The 20,429-nt window shown below is 60.7% G+C and carries 17 protein-coding genes and 1 pseudogene; 8 read left to right on the top strand and 10 right to left on the bottom strand.

Translation table 11 applies throughout. The annotated features are described in order from the left end of the window. Positions 1–294 precede the first annotated feature (294 nt). Together AC070A_RS24460 and AC070A_RS24465 are read right to left on the bottom strand one after the other, a co-directional pair. A complete protein-coding gene (locus AC070A_RS24460) occupies positions 295–1,680 on the bottom strand; it encodes an adenylate/guanylate cyclase domain-containing protein (protein ID WP_082616213.1) in 1,386 nt (461 codons plus the stop codon). A gap of 545 nt (positions 1,681–2,225) precedes the next feature. Next, positions 2,226–3,393, bottom strand: a pseudogene (locus tag AC070A_RS24465) (IS110 family RNA-guided transposase). A 440-nt stretch (positions 3,394–3,833) separates the two neighbouring features. On the opposite strand from AC070A_RS24465, the gene AC070A_RS24470 reads away from it, so the two are divergent. After that, positions 3,834–4,910, top strand: coding sequence for a septal ring lytic transglycosylase RlpA family protein (locus AC070A_RS24470; protein WP_057255531.1), 1,077 nt, complete (start codon positions 3,834–3,836; stop codon positions 4,908–4,910). An 83-nt stretch (positions 4,911–4,993) separates the two neighbouring features. On the opposite strand, the gene AC070A_RS24475 is transcribed toward AC070A_RS24470, so the two are convergent. Beyond that, positions 4,994–5,839, bottom strand: coding sequence for an SHOCT domain-containing protein (locus tag AC070A_RS24475; RefSeq protein WP_112994292.1), 846 nt, complete (start codon positions 5,837–5,839; stop codon positions 4,994–4,996). 245 nt (positions 5,840–6,084) lie between these two features. Beyond that, positions 6,085–7,617, bottom strand: a complete 1,533-nt coding sequence (locus tag AC070A_RS24480) for an FAD-dependent oxidoreductase (protein ID WP_112994291.1) — start codon at positions 7,615–7,617, stop codon at positions 6,085–6,087. Between the two features lie 300 nt (positions 7,618–7,917). Between AC070A_RS24480 and AC070A_RS24485 the strand changes: the two genes are divergently transcribed. Beyond that, complete coding sequence (locus tag AC070A_RS24485) at positions 7,918–8,043, top strand: hypothetical protein (protein WP_255571468.1); 126 nt, start codon at positions 7,918–7,920, stop codon at positions 8,041–8,043. Between the two features lie 75 nt (positions 8,044–8,118). Here the strand turns inward: AC070A_RS24485 and AC070A_RS24490 are convergent, their stop codons facing one another. The 4 genes from AC070A_RS24490 to AC070A_RS24505 form a co-directional block, all read right to left on the bottom strand. Continuing rightward, positions 8,119–8,859 (bottom strand): ABC transporter permease, encoded by a 741-nt coding sequence (locus AC070A_RS24490; RefSeq protein ID WP_057255149.1) that lies wholly within the window; start codon positions 8,857–8,859, stop codon positions 8,119–8,121. A gap of 2 nt (positions 8,860–8,861) precedes the next feature. Beyond that, positions 8,862–9,572: an ABC transporter permease gene (locus tag AC070A_RS24495; RefSeq protein ID WP_063963368.1), complete on the bottom strand. Its 711-nt coding sequence runs from the start codon at positions 9,570–9,572 to the stop codon at positions 8,862–8,864. 6 nt (positions 9,573–9,578) lie between these two features. Continuing rightward, complete coding sequence (locus tag AC070A_RS24500) at positions 9,579–10,376, bottom strand: transporter substrate-binding domain-containing protein (protein WP_162770852.1); 798 nt, start codon at positions 10,374–10,376, stop codon at positions 9,579–9,581. 67 nt (positions 10,377–10,443) lie between these two features. Beyond that, a complete protein-coding gene (locus AC070A_RS24505) occupies positions 10,444–11,838 on the bottom strand; it encodes a M20 family metallopeptidase (RefSeq protein WP_112994290.1) in 1,395 nt (464 codons plus the stop codon). A 102-nt stretch (positions 11,839–11,940) separates the two neighbouring features. On the opposite strand from AC070A_RS24505, the gene AC070A_RS24510 reads away from it, so the two are divergent. Continuing rightward, the gene (locus tag AC070A_RS24510) at positions 11,941–12,858 is read left to right on the top strand and encodes a LysR substrate-binding domain-containing protein (RefSeq protein WP_057255152.1); all 918 of its coding nucleotides are present in this window, start codon (positions 11,941–11,943) and stop codon (positions 12,856–12,858) included. Between the two features lie 263 nt (positions 12,859–13,121). Here AC070A_RS24510 and AC070A_RS24515 read toward each other — a convergent pair whose 3' ends face one another. Together AC070A_RS24515 and AC070A_RS24520 are read right to left on the bottom strand one after the other, a co-directional pair. Beyond that, positions 13,122–13,925, bottom strand: coding sequence for a L,D-transpeptidase (locus AC070A_RS24515; RefSeq protein ID WP_057255153.1), 804 nt, complete (start codon positions 13,923–13,925; stop codon positions 13,122–13,124). A gap of 275 nt (positions 13,926–14,200) precedes the next feature. Next, positions 14,201–14,392, bottom strand: coding sequence for a DUF6494 family protein (locus AC070A_RS24520; protein ID WP_057255154.1), 192 nt, complete (start codon positions 14,390–14,392; stop codon positions 14,201–14,203). Positions 14,393–15,269: 877 nt separating this feature from the next. Here AC070A_RS24520 and AC070A_RS24525 point away from each other — a divergent pair. From AC070A_RS24525 to AC070A_RS24545, 5 genes are all read left to right on the top strand, one after another. Continuing rightward, positions 15,270–17,024 (top strand): alkaline phosphatase, encoded by a 1,755-nt coding sequence (locus AC070A_RS24525; RefSeq protein WP_057255155.1) that lies wholly within the window; start codon positions 15,270–15,272, stop codon positions 17,022–17,024. Between the two features lie 79 nt (positions 17,025–17,103). Beyond that, positions 17,104–17,568, top strand: coding sequence for a hypothetical protein (locus tag AC070A_RS24530; RefSeq protein ID WP_057255156.1), 465 nt, complete (start codon positions 17,104–17,106; stop codon positions 17,566–17,568). Positions 17,569–17,570: 2 nt separating this feature from the next. Further along, positions 17,571–18,257, top strand: a complete 687-nt coding sequence (locus AC070A_RS24535) for an ABC transporter ATP-binding protein (RefSeq protein WP_057255157.1) — start codon at positions 17,571–17,573, stop codon at positions 18,255–18,257. Then, complete coding sequence (locus AC070A_RS24540) at positions 18,254–19,552, top strand: ABC transporter permease (protein ID WP_057255158.1); 1,299 nt, start codon at positions 18,254–18,256, stop codon at positions 19,550–19,552. Before AC070A_RS24535 ends, AC070A_RS24540 begins: the two co-directional genes overlap by 4 nt. 339 nt (positions 19,553–19,891) lie before the next feature. Beyond that, the gene (locus AC070A_RS24545; RefSeq protein WP_057255159.1) at positions 19,892–20,218 is read left to right on the top strand and encodes a GYD domain-containing protein; all 327 of its coding nucleotides are present in this window, start codon (positions 19,892–19,894) and stop codon (positions 20,216–20,218) included. Positions 20,219–20,429 lie beyond the last annotated feature (211 nt).

The raw sequence follows: 20,429 nt of genomic DNA on the forward strand, positions 1-20,429 counted from the left end.
ACGACGACCTGGTGCGATCGCGCCGGCTCCGACGGCAAGCGCGAGTCCACTGCAGCGAGTAGGCGAGGCGTCCGGTCCAGATCCCGATGACGGCCGGGCCGCCCGCAAGCAGAGCCAGGCCGACAAACGACAGCGGGCCCGTCGTATGGCAGATAGCGCTTACAGCGCGGGTCCGCTGACGAGGCCATAGGCTACATCCCGACAGCCGAAGGCGCGGAGCAGTCTTACTGCAGGCCGATCGAGCCAGCCATGGTCGGAGCTTCACCCACCCGGTCTCCGGCAAAGCTAGGGCGGTCAGTCCAAGCCGATCCAGACAGAGCCGTCCTGTACGCGGCACGGGTAAACAACCAGCTTGGCGCGGTTTTTCGAAATGTCGCCCGCGTATTCATAGCCAGGCGCGGTGCCATCCTGCTGCAACTGCGCCCACTGCCTGATTTCGCCTGTGAGCAGATCAAAACAGCTGTGATGCCATCGGCAAACCAGGCCAAGATCGCTGGTAATCGCACTTTCGGTGTGTGGGAGTTGCAGCCCTTTTGTCTGGGCTGGACTGCGACGCTCGTATAAAGGCAGGTGAAGATGTGGGCAGGCGTTGTTGAAGGCACAATAGCCATCCGCTTCGCGAACGATGACGATGTCGTAGTCCTCGAAGTCGAGGATCCGTCTTTCGTGGAGCTGAAGGTCTTGTTCAGCAAGAGCGCAAACCCACCTTCTGCCGCCATGTCGGATGGTTTCGCGGGAGGGCTTGGCGTTGAGTTCGGCGTCGATTTCGGGCCTTAGCCTATCGACTTCGAATAGCGTCGTGCGCTCGCTCGTACCGCGAAGGCGCACCCTGACAAAGTCAGCGATTTCAACTTTATCGGCAAGTGCGTTACGGAGCGGTTCGGATATCAGCAGCCGCGTACCGGCATCCTTGTTGGCGGCCTCGATCCGGCTCGCCACATTCACAACGTCACCAACGGCGGTCAGTCGTCCATGTCCGGAAAAACCCAATGTCCCGATGACAGCCTCGCCGTAGTTGAGGCCGATGCGGATCTCGAAGTCGATGCCATACATCGAGGCAAAGAACGGCTTCAATCGATCCACGGTGCCGAGAGTCTGGAGGGCTGCATTGACGGCACGGAGCGGTGCGTCAGGTTGACCATCAATGCCGAATATGGCCATGAGCCCGTCACCAATGAAACTGTCGATGAACCCGCCATTCTTCTCGATGATGTCGCCGACCTGGGCGAAGTAGCGATTGAGTAGATACATCACGTCGTAGGCAGAGAGCTTCTCCGACAGCGCCGTGAAATCGACAATGTCGCTGAAGAACACCGCGACGTGCTTCGCTTCCCCAGAACGTGTCGCGGCTGTTGCGCCAAGTTGGTTGGTGATCATCAGGTCGGTTTCGTCCAACACCAGTCGCCGGATACGAAGGTCGCCTTGAGGTTTAAGCTGGCAAGCCAACCGAACTTCGTCCGTCAAACTCAATCGGTCCGCCATCGAAGCCTCAGCGGCATTCCGATTTGGGCAGGCCTCCAAGCCAGAGAGGATCCAGACACGGCAGGTCGAGCATTTCGCCCGCCCGCCGCATGCATGCGCGAACGGCACGCCCGATCTCAAGGCCGCCTCCAGCAAGGTCTCGCTGGCGGTCACGTCGAAGTCCGTCTGATCAGGCAGGGCGGTTACTCTGGTCGTCATCTTCGACTCCGCGGGTTGGTCCCAATTCTAACACCAAGGGAGCAGGCGATCGAATCCTGTACGGGGCCGGGAGGCCGCAAAGTCCATCGGTGGTCTCGGAGGTGTCGGCTTAACGATTGGCGCTGATCGCGAAAGTATCGCAAGAGGGAAGTGCCCTGCACAAAGGCAGCGCCTCTTGCATTGTTCAATAGCGGAAGTGGCTTAAGCGACGCGACAAAACGCCATCGGTTCGATTCCGTTCACATCAGGATTTTTGTCAATGGTTCATTCACGTGGCATCGAATTGTTCCTTCGTAAGCGGATCCACGGTCTGAGCCCATAGCATTTACCGGCCCGTCCCCGGACCTGTACAATCTCACATCCGGTCGCCGCTTGTTACGGCTGCACCACTAACCCGCTTTCGACGGGAACGGGCTCAGGAGAACGGGACCAATCTCAAGGTCGGCGGGTAAAGCCAAACGGAATCCCGGTCCGTCCACCTGGATCCGTCAGGGCTGATCAAGCCCTGAGGATTGGAATTTAGGTCTATTGGCTGGTTTGATGGCTTAAGCGCTTTTCATGATCGCGCCCTCGATGACGACGCCAGAGCTCACGTATTTCCAAAGTGCAACCAGCAACTTGCGAGCCAAAGCCACGATCATCGGCTGTTTGAGACGGCCGCTGTTGCGGGCAATGCGCTCCTTGAACCAGAGAGCGAGCGCCGAATTTGGTTGGTGACGCAGCCACAACCAGGCAAGCTCGACCATCGTCGCTCGCAAACGCGGATTTCCTGCCTTCGAGACACCTTGCTCACGATTAACGTTGCCGCTTTGCCAAGGCGAGGGAGCTAGTCCCGCGTAGGCAGCGACTTGGCGCCGATTGTCGAAGTGTCTGAACAGACCTTCCGAGTAGAGGATCGTCGCGAACTCAGGACCTATTCCCCGGATTCCTAAGAGCGCGGCGGCTCTTGGCGGTGTCTCGGCTGTCTCGCGAGCGATCAAAGCATCCCGGTCTGCTTCCACAGCCTTGATCGGTGTAAGTAGCAATTCAAGGCGATCGAGTTCTCGGCAGATTTCGGCTTTCAGGTGCTTTGATAGCATCCGGCCATCGCCAGTACGAGCTTCCTCCAGTCGCTGACGGCGATCGCGACGCAATGGCTCGTACTCTCGTATTCCTTGCGTAAACAGCAGCCCCTTTATGCGATTGACGTGGAAAACACGCTCCGCAATCAGGGTTTTTCGCTCCCGTCCAAGCCTGCGGATGTCTTCCTCATCCGGGCGTAAGCAACTTGACCATTGAACAAGCACGCGGCTCGCCGCGTTTCCAGGCCATCAAGGCGCGTATCAAGGTTTCGCCATCGATGCGGTCCGTCTTTGCGCGGCGATGACGGCGCGGCATGGCAATGGATGCGGCTTCCACAATATGGCTCTCGATCCAGGTTTCCTTGCTGAGCACTCGCCCCAGCCAGAAGCCATCAAGCCCGGCTTCTTGGATCACGACCAGCGGGTAGAGCCTGTCCTTGCGCCGCTGGACTTTCTGGCGCAGGGAGGCAAAACATGAGAACAAGCCGGTGATGTCGCCTCCAGCAACAGCAAAACGAGACATCTTTTCGCTCCCCGGCGAAAGCGCCGTCACGAGCCATGTGGATTTGCGCAATTCCAACGAGACGAAAATTGCGCCAAGATCGATGTGGGTAGCGGCCCGTGCTTGAGTTTGATCTGCTGTCATCGGCATGGTTGGCCTCCAGAGAGTTTTCTAGCGACCTCACTCTGCCACGGTGCAGGCCGCTATCCACCCCTGATGGGATCTCAAGGCGAGGGAATCGTCGGTCGTGGGGCGTGCAGGTTTCAACTGGATGATAGGCAAGTGGGCAGCCGTTTCCTCCCCCCAAAGAGGCCTCAAGCGTAGCGAGGCCGAGGCGACACCAACAACGTCGTGTGTGTGTGTGTGTGTGTCCCCGTGGAACTTTTTGGCATCAGATCTGATTTACAGTTACTTTCACGGGAGGAGCGAATTAATGGCGAGACCCCAAGTGCAGTGATGCATCGACGAGTGCCACAGCTGCTATTCCGTCTGTTTCTGGACCCAGTGCACAGACTGCTGGCGCGTGGCCGACATGAGCGCTTATGTCGAGGCTTGCCGCAGCATGGAAGTCCGTCGCCAGCGTTGGACAGATGGTCATTGAGGTAAATACGCCTGCGAAAGGTGTGCGATGGTTGGCGATTACGGTGATCTGCGCCTGCTGTGCTACCTGTACGACCACGCAAGCGCCCAACACGAACCGCAGCAAAGCATACATCTCCGAAAAGGTATACGGAGCGAAGGCTAACCCGTGGGTCGCCCACCGCAAGAATGTCGCCAAGGGCGGTGGCCGCTATGTGGTTGGCAAGCCCTATGTAGTGAAAGGCAAGAGCTATTTTCCGAAGGAGGACCCGAACTACGACAGGAAGGGGGTGGCTTCCTGGTACGGCTCAGCTTTTCGGGGGAGGCGGACCGCAAACGGCGAAGATTATGACCCGAAACACCTGTCCGCCGCACATCCGACCCTTCCCTTGCCCAGCTATGTGCGGGTGACCAATCTTGAAAACGGTTCTTCGCTCATCCTGCGCGTCAACGATCGCGGTCCTTATCGAAAGGGTCGCATCATCGACGTTTCCAGCAAAGCAGCAGACATGCTGGACCTGAAGCACCGTGGCACGGCATCCGTTCGGGTGCAGTATGTGGGGCGCGCCCGCTTGGGTGGGGACGACATGCCCTACCTCCTAGCCTCCTACATCAAGAAGAGTGACCGTTTCCCAGCCGACAATTCGGAGCCTCAAATCGCAACCGGCGTGATGGTGGCCTCGAATCAGTCGATTGGCGACCAGTTGCGAAGCGACAGTCAGTCTTTCTCTCCAACGCGGACGAACCTTGCCGGAAAAACGCCGGGCGCCTCCTACCAGATCGCGTCACACACATCCAACCAACTCGGGATGTTGCCTGATTGGCTGTCCGAATACACACCATCGGTGTCACGAAGCGCCAAGATCGCACCACAGACTCACGAAATGCGCTTCCTGGCGACGCTTGGTGTCAAATATTGCTTGGACGAGGACGGCGATGACGGTCTGCGCGACATGTGTGGAGTTCAAGTTCCCCCTCTGGCGGCCGGCAGCGGCACCAAGCGTCTTGCCGGCGTAATCTTCATAAGGCGACGCCGCTCTTGCCAAAGCGGCTGCCGCTGGCGGGGCACAACATTAGGTCTTACCTAGCGTCGTTGACGGTCGTCATCGCCCGGCGCGGCTCGATGAAAATCCCTCCATTGACCTCCGTGGCAAGCCCCGTTCATCGGATACTATAGTCGGCTGAGCAACTCCGACTTCGTGGCCTCGAATTCCTGATCCGTGAGAATGCCTTTCGCATGAAGTGCCGCGAGGCGTTCGATCTTGTCGAAGATGTCCTCATCCGACCGAACCGCCTCCGGCGCTGGATGTGCCCCCTGTTGTGGCTCGGCGGATTCCGACGCGGACGATGCGAATATCGACGGCGCAGCCGTGGCGGCGGATGCTTCGGTAGTCGGCGTGTCTGCCGGTTCCTTGCCGCCCTGCCGTATCACATCCAGTTCCGAAATTTTCACCAGCCCATACTGGGAGGTAAAGCTCAGCGACTGGTCGCCGCTTTGCTGTTGCGAGAACCCGCCAATGCGATGGTCCTTCGTGTCATAGACCATAACCCGGCCGCCGATATCGATCGCTAGCCGTCGGGTTGTCGGGAAAAAGGCATAGCGCAGGTCATTCTGCGCCCCGGTCGAGGCAGGATGCCCTAACTCCTCGGGCCACCAGTTCCCAGCAGACAGCGCGCCAGGCACGAACAGGCTGACGCCGCCGCCCTGACCTTGATATTGGGACTGGGACGGCGTCTGCGGGCCCGGTAAATCCATGCCGCGCACCAAGGCAGAAAGCTCGGAACAAACTCCGGCCACGTTCGCCTTCAGCGCATTGTTGAACATGTCGCCGACCATGATCATCCCGCCCTCCGACCATTGCCCCATTCCACCTAGATCGGGATGGTTGAACTGGGCCTGTGTCGCCTGCCCGGCGATAATCGCCATCAGAAGGTGCTCCACCGCGCCGAGGCTGACCCCGTACCGCTCTGCAATCCCTCCCAGGGTTCGTCGGCCCTCTTCACTGAGTTGTCTCATCGCGATCGCTTCCTTACTCCTCTCCGCTGAGGTCGCCTGTCTGTTCCGTTTGAAGGTCTGCAAATCCGATTTTAGCCGTCGTGGTGAAATCCAGTACGCCGATAATACCCGCGCGTTGCCCTGCCTTTCAATGCAGTCTAGGCGTTTCTCGATTTGAAATGGGCGAAGAGCTTCTCATAGCGTGTTGCGAATGTGCTTCGTCAAACTCGCTATCGCCCTATCGACCAGATAGTAATTCGTCACTCCTAGGCCTCGCCCCGCTCCATCGCCAGTTCTGCCTCGAGGCTCTCGGTGTCGCGGAAGATCGTGGCGACCGCCAGCACACGTCCGCCGCGCTTGAAGCGCAGGAGGCAGTCCTTGGCGGGAATGTCGCCCTCGACCTCGATCTCGTCCCATCCCTCGGCATGGCCGACATAGTTGATCGGAACGTTGTAATGCTGGCTCCAAAAGAACGGCACATCCGTGAACTTCTTCTGGCGTCCGAGCATGTTGAGTGCGGCCGCAGCGCCTTGCCGCTGCGCCACCACCCAGTGCTCCACTCTGATGTTCTCGCCGCTATGGGGATCGGGCCACCGGGCAATATCGCCCGCCGCATATATGCCCGGCACGCTGGTCTCAAGATAGGCATCGACCAGGACGCCCCGATCGGTGGCGAGCCCGGCCGCTTCGGCGACACCGACCCGCGGCCGCACGCCGATGCCGGCAACGACCATGTCTGCGGCCAAGATGCCGCCGCTGCTCAGCTGGATCTCCGTTGCGCCGATGCTCGCCGCGGTATCCCCAAGGTGGAAGATGACGCCATTCTCCTCATGCAGGGCGCGGATGAAATTGCCGATCTGCGGCCCCAGTATCCGTTCCATCGGCCGTTCCTCGGGCGCCACCACATGCACTTTGACACCGCGGCCTCGAAGGGCGGCGGCAACTTCGAGGCCGATGAAGCTGGCGCCCAGGACGACGGCGCTGCGTGCGGTGCCGGCTTGCGCGATGATCTTCCGACTGTCGGCAAGCGAGCGCAGCGTGTGGACATGAGGCTGGTCGGCGCCGGGTATGGTCAGGCGAACCGGTTCGGCGCCCATCGCCAGCAACAGTCTGTCGAAGGCGACCCGCGCCCCATCGGCGAGCAAGATTTCGCTGGCGCGGACATCTATGCCGGCAACCCTGGTTCCGAGGCGCAAGTCGATGCCGTTCTTGGCATAGAAGCCCTCCTTGCGCAGTGGGATCCAGTCCTCCGGCGCCTTTCCGGCAAGATAGTCCTTCGACAGGTTAGGGCGGTCGACGGGCAGCGCCTCGTCATCGCTGATCATGACGATGGCGCCCTGAAATTGTTCGCGCCGCAGTCTTTCGGCGGCAGCAAAGCCGGCGGCGCCGCCACCGACGATGACGATCTTTTCTGGAGCCGCTCCGGCATCGCCTTCGCGTGAGACCGGCGACTGCTTCTTGCGCTTCTCGCCGACGATTATTTTGTCGCCGTGCTGTTCAACCGACCAGCAGGCGAGCGGCGATAACGCTGGAGCACGCAGGGCCTCTCCGGTGCGCAGATCAAAGCAGGCGTGATGCCAAGGGCAGCGAACGGTGTCGTAGGCGACGAGGCCGTCGACCAGCGGCCCACCGTAGTGCGAGCAGCTGGCGGCTATCGCGAAGATCTCGGATCCGCGGCGCACCAGAAGCACCGGCTCGCCATCGCGATGACCGACCACCTTTCCGCCATCGGGGAGATCGGCGAGCGCAATGCCGAAGGCGAGGTCGGGTCCGCTCGGGTCTGAATGGTTACCGGCCATCTTCTCCTCCGTCGAAGGGCAGCTGCCGGTGTCGCCCACTGCGACGCTGGGCTTGTCTACCCAACAGGCAACTCGTCTGGAATTGTCCGCCATTCTGGCTCCCAGGCAAGCGAATTTGACCTGCAGTTGCGCGCAATTTTCGCAATATGCCCCATAGGAGCAACCCGGGCACCGGCGCTGTGCCAATCGCGATTTTCCGAACCATTTTCGACTTCAAGCCGGCGGAGTTGGCCCCGCTCGCAGCTGAACGAGGCGGCGTGTCTTGCGCAGCTGGAAAGGATCAGTGAGGCAAGTAGGGCGGTGAGCGAACTGCCCGACGACTTCGATGCCGCCTTATACGCCCGCATTACCGCCGAGATCTGCAGCTTGAAAGAGGACGCGGCTCTTTGGCTTGATGGTTATCGTAATGCCGGAGTTGCGGTCTGAGGCTGCGGCAAACTATGCGACCGATGGTTCGAATCCGTTCGAGAGCGTCAAGTTTTGACTTCGCTCGGCTTTAACTCATGCATCCGCTGATCTTACTTCAGCCTTTCGATTTCTCCGGCGCTGATGCCTAAGCGGCCGCTCGTGTTGTGGAGCAAGGTAGATTTCCAACAAACGCAACCCGAGGATCAGTGCCGAATTGATGACCAAATATATGGCGGCTACCATGCAGAATACCTGGATGACAGCGAAGGTCTCGCTCATCAGATCCTTTGCTACACCGGTCAGTTCCATCACCGTGATGGTGCTGGCAAGCGACGTCGCCTTGAGCGTCACGACGATCTCGTTGCTGTAGGCCGCCAGAGCGCGTCTCACAGCTATCGGAGCGGTGACGAGAAAAAAGACCTTGATTGACGACAGTCCCAGCGCGCGGGCTGCCTCGATCGCGCCTTTGGGCACGGCGGCCAGACCGCCGCGCATCACCTCGGCCGTATATGCGCCCGAGCAAAGGCTCATGGCGATCACCGCACAGGCGAAAGGCTCCCTCAACAGGATCCAGGCTGGACTTTCGCGCAGCCATGCGAACTGGCTGAGGCCATAGTAAAGGACGAAGATCTGAACCAGCAGCGGCGTGGAGCGGAACGCTAGAACATAGGCTGATGCGATAGCCCGAAGAGACCCATGACGCGAAGCACGCGCCCAAGTGGCAATACCCGCCAGGACGAAACCAAGTGGGAGGGTTGCTGCCGCCAGTGCCAATGTGACCCAGATTGCGCCAGCCAGCTCGCTAGCAACGTGTAGTGTCGTTTCGAAATCCATGATCAGCCCCAGCGCATTCTGTTCTCGACGGCGACGAACACCCGCGAGGATACCGCGACAAGCACGAAATAGATGACAGCCGCGGCGCCGTAAAAGACGAAGGGTTGTCCGGTCGTGCGCCCGGCGAGGCCGACGACCCGCATAAGCTCGGCCACAGAGATCACGGAAAGCAGTGTCGTTTCCTTGATGGCCATGATCCAGACATTGCCCAGGCCCGGCAGGGCCTGCCGGAACATTTGCGGCATGATGACCAAATAGAGTCCCAGAAACGGACGAAGGCCGAGCGCGGCGAAAGCCTCGAACTGCCCGGCTGGAATTGTGCCGTGCGCGCCGCGGAACACTTCGGAGCTATAGGATGCCGAGACGAGCGTGACGGCCATCACGCCGACCGAAAACGCGTCTATTTCGATGTAGCCGGTGTAACCGAAACCGCGCGCGACCCACATCAGCGCCCCGTTGGTTCCGAAAAAGAGAAGGAATATGACGAGCAAGGGCGGCACTCCTCGCATCACCGTCGTATAGAGATTGGCTGCGCCCGCGATCCAGCGATTGCTTCCGAGCTTCGCCAGTGCAATCGCAAACCCAAGGGCGACACCGAGAACGTAGCCGAGGCTCGCGCAGGTTACGGTGACGCCGAGCCCGAATAGGAGCGGCCTGGACCAGCCCTGATCGCCCCAGGCCAGCATTTGAAGAATGGACGCGTCCGCAGCCATCAAAAATCATTCCCCGCAGATTTTCGGGTCGGCCTTGGTCGAGATATCGAAACCAAACCATTGCTGCGAAATCCGTGTGATTTCGCCGTCTTTCTTCAGTTGGCAAAGGGCCACGTCCCATGCTTTGCGAAGCTCCTCGGTATCCTTGCGCATCAGTCCGCCGACACCGACGCCGAGATAGTCGAACTGCTCGAAATCAAGATTGGGCGACAGGATCTCGATCGTTTCGCCTTGTGACGAACCCGTGAGAGCTATCCACGGGGAACGCCCCGCAAGCGCGGCGTCAATCCTTCCAGCCAATAGGTCGAGATTGAGGCTGTCCTGATTGTCGTAGAGGCGGACGTTGACTTCGCCCTTCAGTTCATTGTCCATGAACTTTTGACTTTGCGTGCCGGATTGGACGCCGACCGTCTTGCCTACCAGCGCATTCTTGAGCTCTGCCCAGGAGCTTTTCCCGTTCAGGCCGGAATTCTTGGCGGCCGCAAAATTGATCGGCAGGTTGCCGTAGCTCTGCGTGAAGGCAAGGCGTTTCTGCCGCTCTGGGGTGATCGATATCCCACCGACGAGGATGTCATATTTGCCCTGCTCAAGAGCGGGAATCTGTCCTTCCCAGGGTTGGGCGGTGAAGCGGCAGCTGCGCTGCATCCGCTGACACACGAGCCTTGCCAGTTCAATATCGAAACCGGTCAGCTCTCCCGCAGGCGTCATCGAGGTCCAGGGAAGATAGCCGCCATCCGTTCCGATGCGCACTTCAGGTAAGTCCTCAGCCAAGACTGGCGTCGCGCATAATGCTGCAAGCGTCAACGCTGCGACCAGTTCCGTCCATTTTGCATTCATGATTGTCCCCCTCTTTGTATTTGTGTTGGTAGGCTCAAAAGCGTTCGGGTCGGTCGTCCGTGCCGAGGTCCCAGAACAGGCCTGCCATGATTGCAAGACCCTCTGCGACAAGTGGCGCCAGCAGATGTTCGTCCGGCGCATGCTGACAGCATCCCGAATAGGAGTGCGGCACCCAGACCGTTGGAATTCCTAACAGATCTGCGAAGCAATCGTTCGGTAGAGAGCCTCCGGCATTCGGCAGAATTGTCGGTTCCACCGCCGTCGTCCTTTGAACGGACGCGGCCGCCCAGCGCATCAAGGGATGCTCGGGATCGAGGCGTGTGGCGCCCCATTCCAGTTCCGTTGCCTTTGGGACCACTGCGACATTGCCAAAGCCGTTTTCGTCGAGGTAGGCGCGAATTGTCTGCATGAAGCCCGCCGGATCGGTATCGACGGTGTAACGGATCTGCAGTCGTGCAGATGCGCGGGGCGGAATGGCATTGATCGGTAAAGCCGGCGTGCCTGCCGTCATCGCCAAAACTTCGAGCGCCGTCCAGCCGAAGACGCGTTGCGATGGCGTCAATCCCGGCTCGCCCCACCAGCCGTCAAGCTCCGGGCCGCCGCTCTCGGCTTGAAGCTCTATTCGACCGAGCGCGGCCATGACGCCTTGAGGAACTTCAGTCGGAAGAATTCCTCGAACATTGATTTGACCGGTCGCCGACACCAGGCTGGAGATGGCGTTGGCGAGGATCACGGCCGGGTTGGCAAGCAGACCGCCCCAATTGCCGGAATGATGTGCGCCAGCCCTGAGATCGCAGATCAGATCGAAATCAACGGTTCCACGGGTGCCACCATCAAGTGTCGCGCGATCGCGGGCCAGGCGAGGTCCGTCCGATGAGATCAGCCAATCGGCCTTGAGCTTCGAACGATGTTCCGAACAAATCTGGTGAAGTCCGGCCGAACCGGTCTCCTCAGATGTTTCGATAAGCACCACGACGCTAAAGCCGAGGGATCCGCGCGTCGCCAGAACCGCTTCCAGAGCCAGCATCACGATTGTGTGCTGGCCCTTGTTGTCGGCGGTACCGCGACCGTAGAGGCGGTCGCCCTCGACACTCACTTCCCAGGGATCACGGCCATTCGACCATGCGCCTTCCATGCCAGCCACCACGTCCGCATGTCCGTAAACGAGCAGTGTCGGCAGATGTCCGGCTTCGTCGCGCCGCGCGATCAGCAGCGGGCCGCCTATGGGATCCGGGTTGTCCAGAATGTCGCCAGTAAAGCCGAGGCTTGCGAGATCCTGCCTGAACTCGTTTAAATAACGCACGCATTCCGGGCGCCGTGCGGGATTCTGGCTTTCCGTCGCGATTGCGACCCGGCGTGTCAGATCGGCCAGAAAGCGCCCGTTGGCCAGATAGGCGACGGCGGTGGCTATAGATTGATCCCTAGACATAATCCTGCTCATTCATTGCGTTGACAGCACGATGTCACGGGGACGAATATGCAAGCAAACCAAAAGTTCTCTCGGTTACCCTTAGCTGGATTGAGTCTCGACATGGCCCGTCATTTGCCACCGCTGCCCGCACTGCGCGCTTTCGAAGCTGCGGCGCGCCACCTGAGCTTCGCCAGGGCGGCTGGTGAGCTGAGCGTGACCCCGGGCGCAGTCAGTCATCACATGAAACAGCTCGAAGAGTGGGTCGGTGGACCGCTGTTTGAACGGCGCGCCAATGGCGTGGGGTTGACGGAGACCGGCCGGGTCTTTGCAACGCGCCTCGGTGCGATCTTCGATCAACTCACCGCCGTCGGCGCTGCGGCGCGAGTGCCCGGTGGGCTCAGCACCGTCACCGTTCGTTGCCAGTTTTCACTCGCAACGAAGTGGCTTGCACCCCGCATTGGCAAGTTTCGCAAGGCTCATCCCGACATCTCCGTGGCTGTCATGGCTCTGCCGCACCGATGGAGCGCCAGGGAGCCGGATCCGGATCTTGCAATCTATCATGGCCGTGGAACGATTCCGGGCGTCCGACAGGATACGCTGATCAATGGCAGCCTGGTTGTCGTCGGTTCGCCCGACTTGGCGGCCACCCTCCCGCCTGCGTCGACACCTGCTGACTTGTTGTCCCGGCCCCTGATCAAGGTGGATTATGCCGAACCGGGCTGGCACGATGAAGGGTGGGAAGCATGGTTTGCTGCAACTGGGTTTGGGCATCTCGAACTGCGGTCAACCTTGTCGTTCAATCTGGTGCACCTTGCGATCGATGCCTGTCTGTCGGGCGCCGGCTTCGCTCTGGTTCCAGATTTCCTGGTCGAGACCGAGCTTTGCACCGGGCGGCTGGTCGATGCCTTCGGGATATCGCTGCCGATTAGGCAGCCCTATGTCATCATGACACCCGACGCTAATCTTGCGCGACCAGAGGTTGCGATCCTAAGAAGCTGGCTCTTGGATCAAGGTATTGCGACGGCGAAACTGGGGTAACCGGTCCCGCACGGCTTTCAGTCCGAGTACTGTTTTCGCCGACCCCGTTCGAGCAAGAGACGCATGGCATTGGGCAGAACGCGCCATTCACCGCGCTTGTGGCGGATGACAGCAACGGGTCAAAGGGAGCCGTTCTCCTCGATCCCCGTGCACGGCTTGCTGCGAGGTTGTTCACGTTCTGGGCTAAGAAGATCGCATAATTTATCGACGGGAAGGGACTGTCGTGATCCTTCGATCCCCTACGCACTCAGCGCGGAAGGCTTTCACGCCACCACAATCGGGACTTTGGTCGGCGAAGCCTTGACCCGGTTGTAGAGGTCGATGACGTCCTGATTGATCATGCGCACGCAACCGGAAGATGCTTGAGTGCCAATGGTCCACCATTCCGGTGAGCCGTGCACGCGATAGCCAGTGTCGTGGCCGTCCTTGTAGATATAGTGCGCGCGGGCGCCGAGCGGGTTGTCGAGCCCGCCTGGCTGACCGCCCGTCCATTTCACCAGTTCCGGCTTGCGCGCGATCATCTCTCTGGGCGGCGTCCAGGTGGGCCACTCCTTTGTGTACTGGATCTCCGCGCGGCCGTTCCATTCGAAGCCGGCCTTGCCGATGCCGACGCCGTAACGGATCGCTTCGCCGCCTTCCTGCACCCAATAGAGATGCCGCTCGTTGAGCCGCACCACGATCGTACCCGGCGCCTCGCCGGTCGGATCGATAACAATCTGACGCCGGAATTCCGGCCTGACCTTCTGGAATGGGATTTCCGGGATCACGAAACCATTGTCGACCAGCGAGGCATACATCGTGCTATTGTCGGTGATGTTGCTGTCGACGCTGATCGGTGGGATCGGGCGGATGGACCCGGTCGGCATGTGGTCAACGCCCACAGGCGGCATACCACCAGACGGCTCGATTGGTCCCAGCGAAGGGAGTTCCAGCGTCTGCGAGCAGCCGGAAGCGCCAAGCAGGGTCATGACACCGAGGCCCGAAAGTACGGCGCGGCGGGAGACGATGTACCCGGACTCCGGTATGGGAGCGTCAGAGGATAGCTTCTGATCTTGCGGCTTACGCATGCACTTTTCACCCCAAACGAACGGTCGGCATCATACCCACCGGATGGGCACATTTTCACAATTCATGGTTAAGAAGGCGTGAAACCGGCCGCCCGGCTGCTTGCCATTTGCAAGTGCAGGGTAATTCAAGCTCGAACTATATGGCTCTGGTTGCCAGCGATAGGCGAGATATCACTGGCAATTCCAATGTAGTGATAATTTTGAATGGCGTGTTTCTGACGGCCCCGAATTCGTACGAGGGGATGCGACGTTTCACGTAGGAAGCTCGATGCTTCCTATGGAAGTTCGATCTCGCCGGTCACCACGTGGTCGAGGTCGGTGCCTTCCGCCGTCAGCGTCATGCGGACCTTCAGCTTTTGGCCGCCGGTTTGCCCTTCGCGCACCGTCTCCTCGATCTTGCGCTGCGAGGTGATGCCGACTTCCTTCAGGAACTTGCGGATCGACATGTTAAAGGCGTCTTCGCTCATGGCAGAACTCCACTGTGTTCAGAAGGGATTGTAAGGGAAGGGGAGTGGTCAAGGAAGCAGGACGGTGAGGCGCGGTGTGCTACAAACAGACTGCGACCGAAGAAGAGGCGCCGAGGCCCTTTGAACTTAACCGACTCTGGGAGGAGGCGTGAAACCGATCCACGTTATGCGCGGCGGGGGGAGCTCGAAAATCGCATAATGTTTCGTGCTGAACTTGAGTTTCGCGTTGCGCTCGGAGGAGCAATTCGACTTGCTCGGAAGTTTGGTGGGGGATGGTGTCCGGCTCCACACCCGGAAGGGCGACGATCGGTTCGTAGCGGCTATTTTGCGAGCAACCTTGTAGGTTTCGTCCGGCACGCCTGTCGGGACGTAGCCAGAGACGCCGCTGAGGGCTTTGACGACGGACGACCGTGATTGCTGCCCCTGCTTGCTCTCCACCCCGAGAATCCGGCACCACTGTCACGCGGCGCCGTTACGCTCGTCTATCTCGGTAAGTTCTCTGTATGCACTGATGCGAGGAGATCCGGGCGTCCCGCGTCTCCCAGACATCACGGAGGCTGATACTCGTCCACCACTTCGGCGCGACCCTCGTTCGACGGATATGCATGCGAACCACGGGTCTTCGGTTCCGATCCCATCAAGGCAACGGATGCACAGTTCAACTCCCAAGGTCGGTGTCTCTTTGGCCCAGAGCTCAGCTCAGAGCTGGTATCGTCCAGGAAGCGGAGCGGATGCTATCCACGAGAGTGCAGGTCTCCCTCACGACCGAACCGGTATCGGGAAGGCCGAAAGCGCCTCCTTGATGCGGCTGTAATACGCCTGTCACGCTGAGTTTCTATCGCAAGAAGGGTAACCACCGCTCAAGAGAGGCTCTCCCATGCGTAAACTTCTCCTCGCCCTGGCATCGGCAACGATCCTTTCCGGCGCAGCACAGGCCGCGACTGTTTATCCCATCGATCGCGCGACGATCCTCGTCGGTTCGCCGTTCGACTTCAAGGTAGAGTTCGATACTGTCGTGAAACCGGAAGACGTGAAGGTCACCGTCAACGGCCAGGACTACGAAACCGTTTTCGGCAAGAAGGCCGAATTCGTCGTCGAGGAAAAGGGCGCGGAAGACAAGGTACTCGGTTCCGCCCTCGTCCTGCGCGGCCTGACGATCGGCACGGCCGGCGCCTACAAGGTTGAGGTTTCAGCCGGCAGCGAAACGCAGTCGGTGGGCTGGGATGTCTACGGCACCGCCGCCGAGCCGAAGGCGAAAAACGTCATCTTCCTGATCGCCGACGGCCTCTCCGTCGCCCACCGCACGGGCGCGCGCATCATGTCGAAGGGTATGACGGGCGGCAAGGCGAATGGCCGCCTCGCCATGGACGACATCCCGCCGGTCGCCTTCATCGGCACGTCCTCGACGCATTCGATCGCAACGGACAGCGCCAATACCATGTCGGCCTACATGACCGGCCACAAGTCGCGCGTCAACGCGCTCGGCGTCTATGCCGACCGCACGCCGGCAAGCCTCGACGACCCGAAGATCGAGACGATTGCCGAGGCACTGCGCCGTACCACCAAAAAGTCCGTCGGTATCGTGACGACCGCCGAAGTTGAGGACGCCACGCCGGCAGCCGTCGTCTCGCACACCCGCAAGCGCGGCGACAAGGCGGAGATTGTCGGCATGCTGTTCGATGTCAAGCCGGACGTGCTTCTCGGCGGCGGCTCCGCCTATTTCCTCGGCAAGGACGTACCGGGCTCCAAGCGCAAGGACGACAAGGACTACATCGCGGAATTCAAGAACGCCGGCTACGCGCTCGCGACCGACAAGACGGAACTGGCCGCTGCCACCGGCTCCAACCAGGACAAGCTGCTTGGTCTCTTCCACACCGGCAACATGGACGTGACGCTCGACCGTGAATTCCTCAAGAAGGGCACCGTCGAGAAATTCCCGAACCAGCCCGGTCTTGTCGAGATGACCAAGGTCGCGCTCGACAAGCTCTCCAAGAACCCGGAAGGCTTCTTCCTGATGGTCGAAGCCGCTTCGGTCGACAAGATGAGCCATCCGCTCGACTGGGACCGCGCACTCGTCGAAACGATCGAGTTCGACAAGGCCGTGGGCGTGGCCCGCGAATTCGCTGCTGCCAATCCCGACACGATGATCGTCGTCACCGGTGACCACACCCACGGCGTCGCCATCATCGGCACCGTCGACGACGAGAAGCCGGGCGAGGACATGCGCGCGAAGGTCGGCACCTATGACGACGCCGGCTTCCCGAACTACGAGGACAAGGACGGCGACGGTTATCCGGATCGCATCGACGTCACGCGTCGTCTCTTCCTGGCCGCCAACAACGGTCCGGATCACTACGAAACCTTCCGTCCGAAGCTGGATGGTCCGTTCGTTCCGGCCGTGCAAAACGAGGCGAAGGAATATGTCGCCAACGAAGCCTATAAGGACGTTCCCGGCGCCGTCTTCGTCCAGGGCAACATCCCGAAGGATGGCGACAGCGGCGTTCATGCTGTCGACGACGTCGTGCTTCAGGCGGCCGGTCCTGGTTCGGAAGGCTTCCGCGGTTACATGGAACAGAGCGACGTCTACCGCGTGCTTGCCGACGCCTTCGCCCTCGGCACCGCGAAGGACTAAGGGCTTACATCCCTTTGACGGACAGGCGGTCCCGCGCCGCCTGTCCGCATGATTGCGAATGAAGAGGGAAAGCACGGCCATGACCGAAGAAACCCGTAGGTTTTTCAACAGACGGCGGGTGCTCGGCGCGCTCGCGGCCCTGCCCATCCTGTCCCTCTCCCGCCCGGCGCTGGCGGCGGAGACGCTTGGCTTCGGCGAGCTCTACAAGAGCTTTGGCGTGCTGGGCCTCGAGTTTTCCGACAAGGTGAAGCGGCTGAATGGCCAGGACGTCACCGTAAAAGGCTTCATGGCGCCGCCTTTAAAGGCCGAAGCGAATTTCTTCGTGCTCACCGAAATTCCGATGTCGCTCTGCCCCTTCTGCTCTTCCGACGCGGACTGGCCGGACAATATCGTTGTCGTCTATCTCGCCCGCAAGCAGACCTTCGTGCAATTCAACGCACCGATCGAGGCGCAGGGCGTACTGGAATATGGTTCATGGATCGATCCGGAAACCGGATTCGTCAGCCAGCTTCGCCTGCGCGAAGCCGCATTCAATACGGTCTGACGATGCTGGCGCTCGCTATTTCCGGCCTCACGATGCGGTTTCCCGGCCTCGACGCGCCGGTGCTCGCCATCGACCGGCTCCACATTCCGGCCGGTGGTCGGCTTGCAGTCACCGGCGCTTCGGGCTCCGGCAAAAGCACGCTGGTCAACGCCATCACGGGGCTTGAAATCGCAACCAGCGGTTCCGTTTCCTGGGGTGGGACGGACATCGCCCGCCTTTCGGCCGGACGCCGCGATGCCTTCCGCGCAGCGCATATCGGCCTCGTCATGCAGGATTTTCATCTTTTCCCCGGCCTTTCGGCCTTCGAGAATGTCGTGCTGCCGGTCCGGCTCTCCCGCCGCCTGACGCCGGTCGAGCGCGAGCGGGCGCTGCATCTTCTCGAAACCACCGGCATCGCTCGCCCGAACCAACCCATCGAGACCCTGTCGCGCGGCGAAATGCAGCGCATCGCGGTGGCACGGGCACTGTTGTCAAAACCTGGCGTGATCGTCGCTGACGAGCCGACCGCCAGCCTCGACCGACGCACAGGCAACGAGGTGGCCGAGCTGATCGTCCGGCTCGCCCGCGAGCAGGGCGCCACACTCGTCGTCGTCACCCACGATCCGGCCCTGGTGGATAGGCTTGACCGTCGGATCGGCCTCGACGGCGGCCGCATCGTCGAAGACAGCGCGGAGGCGCGCGCTGCGTGATCCGTTTCATCCTCGCCGATCTTCGCCGGTTCAAGGGTGGTGCGCTTGCCGTCATCGTGCTGATAGCGCTCTCCGTCGCGCTCAGCGTCACCGTTACCTTGCAGGAGCGCGCCGTCAGGCTCGGCAGCGCCCGGGCGGCGGAAAATTTCGATCTGCTGGTCGGCGCCGCCGGCAGCGAAACCCAGCTTACCCTCTCGGCCGTCTTCCTCCAGCCCTCGCCGCTGCCGCTGATGTCCGGCAGCGTGCTGGCCAAACTCTCCGAGGACCCGCGCGTCGATTTCGCCGCCCCGGTTGGCTTCGGCGATTCCGCCGATGGTTATCCGGTGGTCGGCACAACCGTCCAACTCGTATCGGCTCTCTCGCCAACGCTCGCTGAGGGTGCGATCTTCGCTCGCCTCGGCGATGCGGTGATCGGCTCGGACGTGCCGAAGCGGTTGGGCGCACAGATCAAGCCGATGCATGGTGCAGCCGACGAAGGCGGTCATGCCCACACCGAGCTCGTCTACGAGGTCACCGGCCGCATGGCCCCGACCGGCACCGCCTGGGACCGGGCGATCCTCGTGCCGATCCGCGCTGTCTGGCAACTGCACGGTATGGCTGGGGACGGCGGACACGCCCATGACCACGTGACCGAAGGTACCGCGGCGACCGATCATCATCATGCCGGCGAAGCATCCGAACGCTCGGCCGCAGACGAGCGCGACCGCGAAACGCATGTCGAGGGCGATGCGGCGCTCGACGAGCATTTCGATACCGATACGCCCCGCATTCCCGCCGTTCTCGTCAAGCCGAAGACGGTCGCCGATGCCTATCGCCTGCGCCAGGAGTATCGCGGTGAGACCACGCTCGCCGTCTTCCCCGCCGAAGTGCTGACCCGTCTCTACGCCACGCTCGGTGATGTGCGCAGCCTGCTGCTGGCGATCGCCATCGGCACGCAAGTCATCGTCATCGCCGCCATCCTTCTGGTCACGATCATGCATGTCGGCGCCCGCCAGCGGCAGATCGGCGCTCTCAGGGCCTTCGGCGCGCCAGGACGCGCGGTCGTCGCCATCGTCTGGGGCGAACTCTTCCTGCTCTTCCTCGCCGGTTTCGGGCTCGGCATTCTCATCGGCTATGGCGCGGCGCAATTGATCTCGGCCACCGTCACCGCCACGACGGCCATCCGCATGCCCGTGGAGTTCGCCCGCGAGGATGTTTCGCTGGCCGCCTGGTTCGGGGTTCTGGCTGTGCTGGTATCGATCGTGCCGGCGCTCTCGGCCCTGCGTCTCAGCCCGGCAACGGCGCTGAGGGCCTGACGCCGCCTCGTAATCATTGCCGCGTTCGAACTACCAGTGCTGCCGTTTGCCACCCTGAGCAGCGATGCGGCGCAGGGGTATTTCGCCGACGGCCTCGCGGAAGGCCTCATCACCGATTTTCCAAAGTTCAAGGCCTCCTGGTGATCGCCCGTCATTCGAGTTTTGCCTATCGCGCGCTGGATTTGCGCGATCGCCAACGTCCGCTATCTGGGGCTTTCCGCCGCAAGCCCAGAAACTGCGAAGTTGAAACCGTTGACTACGACAAGTCCGCACATTGGATGACTCGCGTTTTCCTCGCCTTGAGCGTTAACTGTGTTGTTCTGGCGGAGGAGACAAATCATGGCCATTTATCTCACGCGCTTCAGCTACACGCCCGAAACGTGGGCGCGAATGATCGAAAACCCCGAGGATCGCCGAGAGGCGGCGCGCACTTACATTGAATCCGTTGGCGGAAAGCTCCATGGGTTCTGGTACGCCTTTGGCGAGCATGATGGTTGGAATCTGTGGGAGGCGCCTGATAATATATCGATGGCGGCAGTCGCCCTTTCTATTGGCGCAGGAGGCGCGCTCAGTTCTATTGAGACCACTGTTCTGCTCAGCGTCGACGATACGATCGAAGCCTTGGAAAAGGCAAAGTCAATTCGGTATCGTCCACCGGCAGCGTAGGCGGCGACCCACTGCTTGCCATCATGTTGAGATGCGTGCTTCGTGCGTATCTCCGTCGCCGGCGCAAGCTGTCTTTGAATAACGCTGGAGGCAAGAAGAGTCGAGAATGGGTCGACAGTGGCCGCTGATCGCAAATTATCCGATGTTCATGCACGAAGTTGACTCGTAGACGAGCGATGACCCCGTTATGTGCTTCTAGCATCGCATAATG

This window comes from Ensifer sp. GW101-20A05, from assembly GCF_059424735.1.